A 12,486-nucleotide genomic window follows, 5' to 3' on the forward strand; every position below is an offset into this window, starting at 1 on the left:
GTCCAGACATTCCGCATGCGATATATGTCTTGTCGTCCGTCTTGATGAGCGGGGCGGGCTGCGTTGGACAGTTTGTTTCTGGAGGGGAAAATGAATCTGAAATCCGCGAAGCTGGCGCTGGTTGTGACCGCGCTGACCGTCACCGCCGTGGCGGCAGAGGAAACAGGCCATGGCAAGGCCTATTACGATCAGTATTGTGCCACCTGCCACGGGCTGGAGGGGGCGGGCGATGGGCCGATGGTGGAGATGATCCTGAACAAGGTTCCGGATCTGACCCAGCTTTCGGCCAACAATGACGGCGTTTTCCCGATGCTGGAGGTGGTCAACGTGATCGACGGGCGCACGGATGTGCGTGGGCACGGGGTGCCGATGCCGGTCTATGGCGGGCTGTTTGCCGCGGAGGTCGGCAACGGGATGCCGGAGGCCGAGGTGGTCTATGGCCGCGGCAAGGTGTTGTCGATCGCCTATTATCTGGAAACGCTGCAGAAATAAGGGGTGGGGCGCGGGGTCAGGCCTCGCGCCCCTCGGCCTTGAGGCGGGCATGCAGGGCGGAGGCCCGGGCATCGCCCAGTTCGAGCGCAAAGACATAGGCATGGGTCAGGAAGAAGCAGGCGGCGTCGAGGTCGTTCACCTGATCCGCTGCCTGCGTGTAGAGATCCACCAGCGCGCGGCGGTCGTCCCGCGCATGCGCGCGGAGCAGCCTGTCGTCCAGCCTGCTCACTCGGCCGCCTGAGCGGGGGCGCGGTGGGCCATGACCTGTTCGGCCACCCAATCGTGGAAGCAATGCGTGGGGCTGTCCATCGCGGGAGAAAAGCGCCCGCCGTCGAAGCCCGAGGCATAGCGGCCGCGCTGCATGCCCTCGACCACGAAGATGTCCTCTTCGAACACGGTTTTCCAGAGCTGCGTGTTGCGCTGGCGCAGGCCGCTGTCGGTCTGGGGCTGGGCGTAGAAGAGGTGGATGTGTTCCACCGTCTTGCCGGGGCCTTCGGGCAGCAGGATGATGGCAAAGGCGTGGTCGCGGTGCGCGCCCAGGAGGACGTTGGGATAGACGGCGATGTATTCGGCGGCGGTGTCCCACTTGTCCGAGAGGCCTTCGAAATCGGGGAAGGGCTCTTCGTTTTCGTTCTTGACCTGACGGTAGACCAGCGTGCCCTGACCGGAATAGGCGCCGGGCTGTTCGATGTTGTAGTGATCCTCAAGCCGGGAGTAGGAGTTCAGGCCGGGATGGACCCAGGGCAGGTGGTAGCTCTCGCAGTAGTTTTCCACCGCGAGCTTCCAGTTGGTCTGCACCTCAAGGGTGAGCACGCTGTCGGATCCGCCGTGGTAGAGCGGTTTGTCGAATTCGGCCCAGCGTTGGATCACGTCGGCCATGGCGTCCTGAAACGCCGGTGCATCGCCCGAGACGTTGATCCAGACCACGTCGCGCCAGATGTGGCTGCGCACCTCGATCAGGCCCAGCGTGTTGCGGTCGATGGCGTCATGGGTGTTGTGACCGGGGCCGCCGACATGCGGGGTGCTGACAAGACGGCCATCGGTGCCGTAGCACCATGAATGATAGGGGCAGCGGATCGCGCCTTCGATCTTGCGCGGCTCTTCGACGAGGATCATGCCGCGATGGCGGCAGATGTTCTGGAACACCCGGACGGAGCCGTCGCGCCCGCGCAGCAAGAGCAGCGGCATGCCGAGAAAGTCGATGGGTTTGGCGTCGCCCGGTTCCGGCACGTCGGCGGCCACAGCGAGCCCGGCCCATTGGCCGAACATCAGGGCTTCACGCTCTTCGGCGAAGACGGCGGGATCGATGTAATGGGCGTTCGGCAGGCCGTTCGCTTCGGCGACGGGACGGCGGACATTGGCGAGATCGGTCGGCTGAACGGTCATGGCGCGGGCCTTATGCTGGGGTGGGTTTCCCATCCCCTACCGTCTGCGCCGCCTCCTGTCGGGGCAAATTCCGACCCCGGTTTGCATCACAGCGACCTGACCGGCGCCGCTCAGGTGAAGGGCTGGTTCGGCTTCAGCTGCTGACGCTGGTAGGGCAGCAGGTCGGCCTCTGTGCAGAACCCGGCGCTGCGCGCGGCCGGCAGGACATGGGACATATCGCGGCCAAGGTATTCATAAACCAGGCGTTCCACCCGGCGTCCGGCGACATTTTCGCGGACAGAGCGCGCGGCATAGCCGACCCAGAAATTGTTTTCGAACGACGGGATGCGCGCGAGGTAATTGAAGGTCGAGGTGGTTGTGCCCCGGCGGCTGACAAGCGCGGCAACGCCGTCTTCCTGCGGCATGACCGCCCCGCGGAATTCGCGGTGCTCCGGGTCCACGGGCAGGCCCTGCTGGCGCATGGCGTCCTTGGCCTCGAACCCCTTGAGGAAGGTGCCGCCACGGTTGCGGAAGATGTAGATCAGGCCGCGCACGAACATCTGTTCATCGGAAAAGCTGCGCCGGGCGAAGCGGTAGAAGCCGGAGGGCAGAGCCTCTTCTGGCACCGGTTGCGAGGCGCCGCCGAGGTATTCGGTGATGGCCGGATTGCGCAGGATGCTGGCGTCATCGCCGGTGATATCGGCCACAGGTTCCAGCAGGATACGTGCGTCGACATCGAAATAAGAGCAGATCCGGTGCAATACGTCGGGACGCGGAAAACTTTCCCCGGCCAGATAGCGGTTATACTGCGTACGATTTATTCCCAATTCGCGACACAAAGCCGAAATCGACGGCGCACGCTGAGACAGCTGCCGCAGATTCGCACCAAGCATACTGCGTAATTCGGACGGGCTTGGACTACGAACCTTTGATTTTGTGACATCCTTCTCGGTCATGGTGTCGTCTTCCTGTCGTGAATCCCGCTCAAAATTCAGCATTTTTTGGGTTTGACCTGATGTGGCGTCATGGATTGTCTCTACTTGGCGTCATGGCTGATGCTCATTGGCGACAAGGTTGGCGTTTAACGGCACAAAAATCAAGAAGGCGACGCTGAAAAAGTACCTATCGGGTCGTAAGTGTTTCGTTCACTTTCATCTTACAACCAAGGATGGGTGGTTTCATGCAGGATCAGATGTTGGGCGTTATTCTCTGGGCGGATGCCAACGACCGGAAGGCGGTGATCTGGTGTGAGGACCACGGTAATCTAGCCTACTACACCGGAAGTGAACAAAACCTTCACGATGGCATGAACCTGGACGCGGGTGACCTGATCCAGTTTGAACTGCGTGAAGACCGGGATATGCGGCGGGCGCGAAATTTGCGCAGAGTGGACGCAGGCTATGCTCCCAGCATCGTCCACGACCTACGCAAGTGTCGAGAGCCTGCGCCCCAGTGCAGCAGCGCAGGCACTGTCGTGGAGTTCCCCGAGGCCCGGCGCGCCTGCTGATTTAGGCAGGCACCGGGGTTCCGAAGGGAACACACGAGACACAAGAACAGGCGGCTCCCCCCGGGCCGCCTGTTTTTCTTTCTCACGTTGTCAGGAAGAGATCGGGCCGGGCAATTGGCCAAGGGTCGGTTCGGCCCGCCTTTGGCGCGGCGGGCCAGCGCGAAACTTTTTAAGCGCCGCGGGCCAGCGCGGTCTTTCTATGCGCCGCGGGCCAACGCGGCGACACCCGTCCGGGCAATTTCGCTCAGGCCAAGCGGGCGCATGAGTTCAGCAAAGGCGTCGATCTTGTCCGGTGTCCCGGTCAGCTGAAAGACAAAGCTTTCCAGCGTCGAGTCGACCACATTGGCACGGAAGATATCCGCCAGACGCAGCGCCTCGACCCGTTTGTCGCCAGAGCCGGTGACCTTGAGCAGCGCCAGTTCCCGCTCAACCGATTTTCCTTCGACCGTCAGGTCATGCACGTCCCGCACGGACACGATCCGGCCCAGTTGCGCCTTGATCTGTTCGATGACCTGAGGCGTGCCGCTGGTGACGATGGTGATGCGGCTCAGGTGGCCTTCGTGGTCAACCTCGGCCACGGTCAGGCTGTCGATGTTGTAGCCCCGGCCAGAGAACAGCCCGATCACCCTCGCCAGCACGCCCGGTTCGTTCTCTACCAGCACGGCGATGGTGTGGGTTTCGGTCACATCGGAGAAATTCGGACGCAGGTTGTAGGCCGAATGCTTGGACGAGCCTTTTTTGATCTTCAGTGCGGACATGAGCGGGCCCTTTATCATGGGATGGGTGCTGCCTGTGCGGGGCAGGGTTAACACGATGCGATGTGAGCGGCGAACCGAAGCCCGGAAACAGGCGCATGTGGGCGGCCCGGTCCGGACGCGACCCGGGCGAAATGCTCGCCCGGATCGGAAATGCGCTGGCAAGTTTTGCCAGAACGCAGGTGCGGCATCAGACCAGCACCGCGCCCTTGCCAGCGATGGCATTGGTGGCCTTGGCGTCACCCAGCAGCATCTTGTTGTGCGGCTCGCCCGAGGGGATCATGGGGAAGCAGTTTTCGTGCTTTTCCACGAGGCAGTCGAAGATCACCGGGCCGTCATAGTCCAGCATTTCCATGATCGCATCGTCGAGATCCGCCGGATCCTTGCAGAGGATGCCCTTGGCGCCAAAGGCCTCTGCCAGCTTGACGAAATCGGGCAGCGCCTCGGACCAGGAGTGGGAATACCGCTCACCGTGCAGCAACTGCTGCCACTGGCGCACCATGCCGAGGCGTTCGTTGTTCAGGATGAACTGCTTGACCGGCAGGCGGTACTGCACCGCGGTGCCCATTTCCTGCATGTTCATCAGCCACGACGCCTCACCAGCGACGTTGATCACCAGCGCGTCGGGGTGCGCGACTTGCACGCCAACCGAAGCCGGGAAGCCGTAGCCCATGGTGCCCAGACCACCGGAAGTCATCCAGCGGTTGGGATCCTCAAAGCCAAGGTACTGCGCGGCCCACATCTGGTGCTGGCCGACCTCGGTGCAGATATAGCGGTCGCGGTCCTTGGTCAGCGCCTCAAGGCGGGTGAGGGCGTGCTGCGGCTTGATCGTGCCTTCGGAAGGCTTGAACTTGAGGCAGTCGATCTTTTTCCAGCCCTCGATCTGCGCCCACCACTTGGCCAGCGCCTCGCGGTTGACCTTGCGGCCGCGCGATTTCCACAGCGCCAGCACGTCTTCCAGCACATGGGCCACATCGCCGACAATCGGGATGTCGGTCTTGATGACTTTGTTGATCGACGAGGGATCGATGTCGATATGCGCCTTGTGCGAATTGGGGCTGAAGGCGTCGATGCGGCCGGTGATCCGGTCGTCGAAGCGCGCACCGATGTTGATCATCAGGTCACAGCCGTGCATCGCAAGGTTGGCCTCATAGAGACCATGCATCCCCAGCATTCCCAGCCAGTGACGGCCCGATGCCGGATAGGCGCCAAGGCCCATCAGCGTCGAGGTGATCGGAAAGCCGGTGGCCTCGACCAGTTCGCGCAGCAGTTGGCTGGCTGCGGGGCCGGAGTTGATGACGCCGCCGCCGGTGTAGAACACCGGTTTCTCGGCGTTCTCGATCGCCTCGACCAGATCCTCGATCATCTCGCGGTCGCCTTTGACCTGCGGCTGGTAGTGGCTGACCGAGGTCTTGGGGATCGGCTGATACTGCGCGCTGGCGAACTGCACGTCCTTCGGGATGTCGATCAGCACCGGGCCGGGACGGCCGGAGGTGGCGACGTGAAACGCCTCGTGGATGGTGGCCGACAGGCGCGCGGTATCCTTCACCAGCCAGTTGTGCTTGGTGCAGGGGCGGGTGATGCCCACGGTGTCCGCCTCCTGAAAGGCGTCGGAGCCGATCATGAAGGTCGGGACCTGCCCGGTCAGAACGACAATCGGGATCGAATCCATCAGCGCATCGGTCAGGCCGGTCACGGCGTTTGTGGCGCCGGGGCCGGACGTCACAAGGACAACGCCGGGCTTGCCCGTGGCGCGGGCATAGCCCTCTGCCGCGTGGACCGCGCCCTGTTCGTGGCGGACAAGGATGTGCTGGATGTCGTTTTGCTGAAAAACCTCATCGTAAATCGGTAGTACAGCGCCGCCGGGGTAGCCGAATACCGTGTCCACGCCCTGATCCTTAAGGGCCTGAACCACCATTTTCGCTCCGGTCATCTGACGTGTCATCGCTGTTTCTCCGTTCACGACACTCTATTTATGCGCACAAAAAAGCCCCCGAGGGTCAATCGGGGGCGCATGGGGTCCTAGAAGGGTTCCGACTTAACGGCCCATGCGCCTTGTTCCTACAATTACCACTAGCGTGGACATGCCCGAGGCTCCTTTACGTCGCGCGGGGACACTATGGCCGATGAAAGGATGCGTCAACCGCTGATCCGCAAGAAAGCAAATATCATTTTGCCGGGATGTTGCCGCAAGATTATTGCGCGCGCCGCAGGTGCCGATCCATGCAGAAAGGTTGTGCAGCCATGCGCATAACTGTGATGGACGTGGCCGGGACGCTCTGCCACAGTTGAACCGATCGGTTCAGATCGGGAAAGCCCCTGTATCCCGGACCGGATTGCAAAATTTGCGCGCGGCAACGTGAGTTGTGAGGAGCACGACGTTCGGCGATGCTGTGCATGAGATCAAAGGAGGCGAGGAGTTCGTCATGCCGAAAAATGTATTTTACCGTGATTTCACGATCTGCAAGGCCGTGGCGCTGGTTGCGCTGATGGGACTGGCGGCGGCCCTTGGCGGCGTGCCCCATGCAGACTCGGGCGTGGCCGAGGCGGCGACGCCGGAGGCGCGGGTCATTCCCGCCATGGTCTACAAGTTCTGGGATGAGTGCGACACCGAAGAGGTCGGCGTCGCTCTTTGACGGGGCAGGGCGCGCGGCCTCTTATTTCAGAGGTTCGCGCCCGTTCCCTGCAGCACGCCGTGTTCCAGCGCATAGCGCATCAGACCGGCGGTACTGCTGACGCCAAGTTTGCGGCGGATATTCTTGCGGTGCGTTTCAACGGTGCGCACCGAAATATCCAGCGCTTCCGCCACTTCCTTGTTCGACTTGCCCTGCGCAAGCTGCAACAGGACCATCTGCTCACGGTTCGTCAACTGTTCCCGTTCCTGTCCACCGGGGGCCAGCGCGCCTTCGGCCCCGGTGCACAGGTAACGTCCGCCCTGCATCACTGTGTCGATGGCGGTCTTGATCTCTTCGGTCGGCACGTCCTTCAGCACATAGCCACGGGCCCCGTGGCTGAGCGCGGTCGAGATGTATTCGGGCGTGTCATGCATCGACAGGATCAGCACCCGCGTTTCCGGCCTGCGTTCAAGGATCATCTCCGTCGCGGACAGACCGCCGAGTCCCGGCATGTTGAGGTCCATCAGGATCACATCCGGTGACAGCTCATCCAGCCGGTTAATCATGGTCTGGCCGTCCGACAGGGTGGCCAGCACGGTGATGTCCTCATAGCTTTCAAGGATCGCCTCGATCCCTTCGGCGACCATCGGGTGGTCGTCCACGACGACAACGCGGGTGGCTTTGGTCATGCGCGGGCCTTTGGTTGCTTTGGGGCGGCGGCGCCCTGTTCGGGCGGCAGCAGGTGCGTCAGCGGTACCTGCGCCTCGATAACGGTGCCATCCCGAGAGGACAAGACGCGCAGGGTGCCGCCCAGCTGATCCATCCGTTCCTGCATGTTGCGCAGCCCGATGCCCGGTGCGGGGGCCTGTTTCTGCAAGCCGCGCCCGTTGTCAGCGATGCGCAGGGTCGCGCCGGAGCGGTGTCCGCGCAGGTCGATGCCCACATAGCTGGCGCCGGAATGGCGTTCGATATTGGTCAGCGCCTCCTGCGCGATGCGGTAGAGGGCGATCTTGCTGTCCTGATCCAGACGGTTGCGGAACACCACGGTGCTGAATTCGGTTTCGATCCCGGTGCGGGTGCGGAAATCATCGGCCAGCGTCTTGATGGCCGGACCAAGGCCCAGATCGTCCAGAACGCCAGGGCGCAGGTCGCGGCTGATCCGGCGCACCTCCTGAATGGCCTGTCCAAGGTTGTGCGCGCCTTTTTCCAGCGTGTCCGAAGCGCGCGGATCGCCCGAGGCCACACGGCGGCGGGCGATGTCCAGCGCGTATTTCACACCGACAAGGATCTGGCTGATGCTGTCGTGCAATTCGCGGGCCACGCGGCCACGTTCCTCTTCCTGTGCGTCCAGAACACGTTGCGTCAGTTCGCGCAGCTTGGCGTCCGCAAGGCGGCGTTCCCGGATGTTCAGAACGAGGCCGGAGAAAAACACCAGCAGCAGGGCGGCCAGCGTGATCGCCCCGATATAGATGAAGGTGCGCCTGACCTTGGCCTCGACCTCGGCCCGGGAGGCGGCGACGCTGGCAAGGATATCGTCGATGAAGACGCCGGTGCCCACCGCCCACCGCCACGACGGAAAGGAGGTGACATAGGTGATCATCCGCGCGTCTTCGCCCGTCGAGGGTTTGGGCCAGAGGTGATCGACATATCCCGCGCCCTGACGGGCGGTTTCGATGAAGTCGCGCACGACATGGTGACCCTCGGCATCGGTCAGGTCCCACTGGTTCTGGTTGATCAGGTCGGTCTGACGGGGCGAGACGAGGTTCACCCCGTCATAGTCATAGACGAAGAAGAACCCCTCTTCGCCGTAGATCATCGCGGCAAGGATCTGCATGACCTGCTGTTTGGCGGCCTCGTCATCGGGCGCGGCGGAGCCGTAGATGAAGTAGAAACCGTTGCGCGCCTGCGTGACGTAGTTGCGCAATTCGCGTTTCTTGGCCTCGATCAGCTGGGTTTCCAGTTGCCGGATCTCCTGCTCGGCCATGTTGCGCGACTGGTGGGCCACCAGCAGCGCAATGGCCGAGACCGCAAGCACGAGCGGGACCGTCGCCAGAAGGAAGAGCTTCTGTCGGTAGGATGGACGGAGGCGCGAGATGAAACGGCGCATGTCTGACAGCAAAGCAGACAGGCGCGCGCTTGAAAAGCCTCAGCCGCGTGTGGCGAGCCCTGTCAGCATCGCCGCCATGGCAACAAGGTGGATCAGGACGATGGCCTTGTCGCGCCAGGCAAAGCCCACCGCCAGCCAGCCCAGAAGGCCAACCGCAAAGAAGGGCAGGGCCCATGTGGTGAAGCCGAAGCCGGTTGCGGTATATCCGCCGATCTGGGCGATGGAGGCCCCCCATTTGACGGTATCGACCATGACCCCGGCCTGACGCGGCGCTGGGTGCATCCCTGTAGGTGCGGAGCCGTCGGTCTTGGGTGTCATCAATTCTACTGCAGCCATGTCCGAAGTCCTTTCACGGGTGGTTTCATCAACAAATATTGGACATAATGGGTATCGAACAGGCCAGAACGACTACATCAATACGATAGGAAAACTATTGGCTGAACGACTGCCACCGCTGAATGCCCTGCGCGCCTTTGATGCGGCGGGGCGACATCTGAGCTTTGCCGCCGCCGCACAGGAATTGCGGGTTACGCAAGGCGCGGTGGCGCAGCATGTGCGCGGTATGGAGGCGCGGCTGGGGCTGCGGCTGTTCGAACGGCACGCACGGGGGCTGCGCCTGACCGAGGACGGGCGACACTATCACGACCAGATCGCGCGCGCCTTTCGCATGATGGAAAGCGCCACGCGCGACCTGCGCCCGGGAGCGCGCAGCATCACCATCTCTGTCACGCCGTCCTTTGCGTCCAAATGGCTGATCCCCAACATGCCGGACTTCAACGCGCAGCATCCCGAGATCAATCTGCGTGTCCTTGCGACCGAAGCCTATTCGCAGTTTCGCGCGGATGGCGTGGACATATCGGTGCGATATGGCACGCCGAAAGCCTCTGCCGGACTGGCGGTGCAAACGCTGTTTTCCGGTGACGTCATCGCGGTCTGTGCGCCAGACTTGCCGGGGGAAGGCGTGCAGGGTCGACGGCTGCTGCATCATACGCTGGACGTCTGGCCAGATTTTCTGGAGGTCGTCATGGGCCTGCCCAGACCGGATCATCTGCCGGGCACCCGGTTCAGTCAGAGCACCCTGGCGATCGAGGCCGCCATGGCCGGGCAGGGGGTCGCGCTGATCAGCCCGTTTCTGGTTGCGCGCGACATGCAGCAAGGGCGGTTGGTGCAGGCGGTTCCGGGCGCGTTGGACACGTCGCAGAACTATTTCGCGATTTGCCCGCGCGAGGATCTGGCCGATCCGGCCAGACGCACCGTTTTTGACTGGCTCGCGGCGGCAGCCGAACGCGAATCGCGTGACCTAGAGTAAACCCGTGAACGCGTCCGGGAACTTACCGCAGGTGTACGAAAAAATGCCCCGAAGCGGAAAATATACCGTCACCTCCGTAGCAGTGGGTATTTCTTTGCGCGGGATGCCGCCCTAGGGTGCGACCACTGAAAACCGATCCGCGCGAGGTGGGGAGCCCCGCGCAACACAAAAATTCTGGGAGGATTTCAATGGATCGTCGCTCTTTCCTTCGTAACTCGACTCTGGGTGCCGGCGCAGCCGCAGCCGCCTCGACGCTGGCCGCACCGGCCTATGCCCAAGGCAAGCGCACGCTGACGATGGTCACCTCGTGGCCGCGCGGCTTTGCCGTTCTGGACGACGCGGCCAGCTATCTTGAAAAGATGGTCGGTGAGATGTCGGATGGCATGCTGACCATCGACAAGAAAGCGCCGGGTGAACTGGTTGGCGCGCTGGAAGTCTTTGACGCCGTGTCCTCGGGGCAGGCGGACATGTATCACTCGGCCGACTACTACTTTATCGGTCAGCACCCGGGTTACGCCTATTTCACCGCTGTGCCGTTCGGCGGCACCGCGCAGGAAGTGACCAACTGGTACTACCACGGCGGCGGCGAAGAGCTGCACGACGAGCTGGGCCTGATCTTCAACATGAAGGGCCTGCTGGCCGGCAACTCCGGCTCGCAGTCGGGTGGTTGGTTCTCGAAAGAGATCAACTCGGCCGATGACTTCAACGGTCTGAAGTTCCGTATGCCAGGTCTGGGCGGCAAGGTGTTGGGCGAACTGGGCGCATCGGTCCAGAACATCCCCGGCGGCGAACTGTACCAGGCGCTGTCCTCGGGCGCGCTGGACGGTCTGGAGTGGGTTGGCCCGATGGCCGACGAACGCGCAGGCTTCCAGGAAGTGGCGAAGATCTACTACACCGCCGGTTTCCACGAGCCGGGCTCGGCGCTGGCCGCCAACGTCAACCTGGACGTCTGGAACGACCTGACCGCGCAGCAGCAGGCGATCCTGCGCTACGCCTCGATGGCGACCACGCACTTCCAGCTGGCCGAAACGCTGGCCAACAACGGCGCCGCTCTGGCGCGTCTGCAGGCGCAGGGCGTCAAGACGCTGCAGTTCCCGGACGACGTCTGGGATGCCTTCGGTACCGCCTCGGCCAAGGTCATGGACGAGAACATGGGCGACGAACTGTTTGCCAAGATCCGCAACTCGTTCGAGACTTCTCTGGCGACTTCGGCATCGTGGATCCAGAAATCGGACGGCTACTACGTCGAACAGCGCGTGCGCGTGCTGGGCGGCTAAGCCCCGGAAATCTGAACCAGGAAAGGTCCCTGCATGGCAGGGGCCTTTCGACGCGTGGCGGGAGACACGCGACAACCACGACCGCGGATAGCGGCGAACGGGGGACATCATGGACGAGACAGGCGCTATGGGCTTCGGCCAGATCCTCAGCGCCATCGGCGACGGGATCCTGTGGATCCTGCAAAGCTTCGCCCTGGCATTCTACAACCTAGGCTATGCGATCACGCATCCGCTGAGCTGGCTCGACTGGAGCGAGAAGACCGCGATCATGCGGTTCGTCTACTATGGCGGCTCTATCGAGTTCTTCTTTATCGCCTTCACCTTCTTCCTCGTGATCTTTGCGATCGGCCTGTGGAAGAACCAGTTCCTGTGGAACGTGGTGATCGGGCTGGAATTCTTCGGCAACTGGGTCGGACGGTTCTTTGCCTGGGCGGGTCTGTTGATGGTCTTGCAACAGGTCATCATCGTCTTCATGCAGCGCATCTTTACGCGGCCTGACATCGTTGTTGGCCTTGGTGTGCCGCTGCAATTCGACATCTCGTGGTATGCCGAGGAGCTGAAGCTTTACAACGCGATGGTTGTGACGCTCTGCCTTGTCTACACCTTCATCCAGGGCGGGCACGTCCGGGTGGATCTGGTCTATTCCGCCGTCAGCTTTCGTACCAAGCGGCTGATCGACATGATCGGCAGCATGATCTTCATGATCCCGATGGCCGTCCTTGTCTGGATGTACACGTGGTTCTTCATGTGGCGTTCGCTGATCGTGCCGCCGGTGTCGCCTTCCGACCCGCTGGACCGGCTGGAACTGAAAGCGCGCGCCTTGCGCTGGAATGTCGAGACCATCGGCTTCAGCCCCAACGGCTTTACCGGGTATTTCCTGTTCAAGATCCTAATGGTGATCATGGTGGGCATGATCTTCATCCACGCCTGGGCGTTCTTCTACCGTTCCTTCCTCGAATGGAAGGAAGGGCCGGAGTCCGAGGGCAAATATCTGGACAAGGACGTGCTGGAACAGGGCGAAGAGCCCTACGACCACGCAGAATTCTGAGGGATCGTAAA

At 62.3% G+C, this 12,486-nt stretch carries 14 protein-coding genes; 6 read left to right on the forward strand and 8 right to left on the reverse strand.

The features are described 5' to 3' along the window. The first annotated feature begins 90 nt into the window (after positions 1-90). Positions 91-492 carry a c-type cytochrome gene (locus tag ACTXGA_RS04650; RefSeq protein WP_443391961.1) on the forward strand — a complete coding sequence of 134 codons (402 nt, stop codon included), beginning with the start codon at positions 91-93 and terminating at the stop codon, positions 490-492. A 16-nt stretch (positions 493-508) separates the two neighbouring features. On the opposite strand, the gene ACTXGA_RS04655 is transcribed toward ACTXGA_RS04650, so the two are convergent. The 3 genes from ACTXGA_RS04655 to ACTXGA_RS04665 all read right to left on the reverse strand — a co-directional run bounded on the left by ACTXGA_RS04655 (position 509) and on the right by ACTXGA_RS04665 (position 2,855). Then, positions 509-721, reverse strand: coding sequence for a hypothetical protein (locus ACTXGA_RS04655; RefSeq protein ID WP_443391962.1), 213 nt, complete (start codon positions 719-721; stop codon positions 509-511). Then, entirely contained in the window at positions 718-1,878 is a 1,161-nt protein-coding gene (locus ACTXGA_RS04660; protein WP_443391963.1) for an aromatic ring-hydroxylating oxygenase subunit alpha, read from the reverse strand. The genes ACTXGA_RS04655 and ACTXGA_RS04660 overlap by 4 nt, the downstream gene beginning before the upstream one ends. Positions 1,879-1,988: 110 nt before the next feature. Beyond that, on the reverse strand, positions 1,989-2,855 hold the full coding sequence (locus ACTXGA_RS04665) for a helix-turn-helix domain-containing protein (RefSeq protein WP_443391964.1): 867 nt from the start codon (positions 2,853-2,855) through the stop codon (positions 1,989-1,991). Positions 2,856-3,037: 182 nt separating this feature from the next. Between ACTXGA_RS04665 and ACTXGA_RS04670 the strand changes: the two genes are divergently transcribed. After that, positions 3,038-3,364: a hypothetical protein gene (locus ACTXGA_RS04670; RefSeq protein WP_443391965.1), complete on the forward strand. Its 327-nt coding sequence runs from the start codon at positions 3,038-3,040 to the stop codon at positions 3,362-3,364. Positions 3,365-3,561: 197 nt separating this feature from the next. Here ACTXGA_RS04670 and ilvN read toward each other — a convergent pair whose 3' ends face one another. Further along, positions 3,562-4,122: an acetolactate synthase small subunit gene (ilvN, locus tag ACTXGA_RS04675; protein ID WP_443391966.1), complete on the reverse strand. Its 561-nt coding sequence runs from the start codon at positions 4,120-4,122 to the stop codon at positions 3,562-3,564. A gap of 187 nt (positions 4,123-4,309) precedes the next feature. Beyond that, complete coding sequence (locus ACTXGA_RS04680) at positions 4,310-6,064, reverse strand: acetolactate synthase 3 large subunit (protein ID WP_443391967.1); 1,755 nt, start codon at positions 6,062-6,064, stop codon at positions 4,310-4,312. Positions 6,065-6,545: 481 nt separating this feature from the next. Between ACTXGA_RS04680 and ACTXGA_RS04685 the strand changes: the two genes are divergently transcribed. Next, positions 6,546-6,755, forward strand: coding sequence for a hypothetical protein (locus ACTXGA_RS04685; protein ID WP_443391968.1), 210 nt, complete (start codon positions 6,546-6,548; stop codon positions 6,753-6,755). Positions 6,756-6,781: 26 nt separating this feature from the next. Here the strand turns inward: ACTXGA_RS04685 and ACTXGA_RS04690 are convergent, their stop codons facing one another. Genes ACTXGA_RS04690 through ACTXGA_RS04700 form a run of 3 tightly spaced genes read right to left on the reverse strand, consistent with a single transcriptional unit; the run spans position 6,782 to position 9,177 of the window. Continuing rightward, on the reverse strand, positions 6,782-7,423 hold the full coding sequence (locus ACTXGA_RS04690) for a response regulator transcription factor (protein WP_443391969.1): 642 nt from the start codon (positions 7,421-7,423) through the stop codon (positions 6,782-6,784). Continuing rightward, positions 7,420-8,841 (reverse strand): cache domain-containing protein, encoded by a 1,422-nt coding sequence (locus ACTXGA_RS04695; protein ID WP_443391970.1) that lies wholly within the window; start codon positions 8,839-8,841, stop codon positions 7,420-7,422. The genes ACTXGA_RS04690 and ACTXGA_RS04695 overlap by 4 nt, the downstream gene beginning before the upstream one ends. A gap of 39 nt (positions 8,842-8,880) precedes the next feature. Next, entirely contained in the window at positions 8,881-9,177 is a 297-nt protein-coding gene (locus ACTXGA_RS04700; RefSeq protein ID WP_443391971.1) for a DUF6552 family protein, read from the reverse strand. A 97-nt stretch (positions 9,178-9,274) separates the two neighbouring features. On the opposite strand from ACTXGA_RS04700, the gene ACTXGA_RS04705 reads away from it, so the two are divergent. The 3 genes from ACTXGA_RS04705 (at position 9,275) to ACTXGA_RS04715 (ending at position 12,475) form a co-directional block, all read left to right on the forward strand. After that, complete coding sequence (locus tag ACTXGA_RS04705; protein ID WP_443391972.1) at positions 9,275-10,150, forward strand: LysR substrate-binding domain-containing protein; 876 nt, start codon at positions 9,275-9,277, stop codon at positions 10,148-10,150. Positions 10,151-10,338: 188 nt separating this feature from the next. Continuing rightward, complete coding sequence (locus tag ACTXGA_RS04710; RefSeq protein ID WP_443391973.1) at positions 10,339-11,427, forward strand: TRAP transporter substrate-binding protein; 1,089 nt, start codon at positions 10,339-10,341, stop codon at positions 11,425-11,427. Between the two features lie 109 nt (positions 11,428-11,536). Further along, on the forward strand, positions 11,537-12,475 hold the full coding sequence (locus ACTXGA_RS04715) for a TRAP transporter small permease subunit (RefSeq protein ID WP_443391974.1): 939 nt from the start codon (positions 11,537-11,539) through the stop codon (positions 12,473-12,475). Positions 12,476-12,486 lie beyond the last annotated feature (11 nt).

It is taken from the genome of Antarctobacter jejuensis (genome assembly GCF_052266595.1).
Lineage (GTDB): Bacteria > Pseudomonadota > Alphaproteobacteria > Rhodobacterales > Rhodobacteraceae > Antarctobacter > Antarctobacter jejuensis.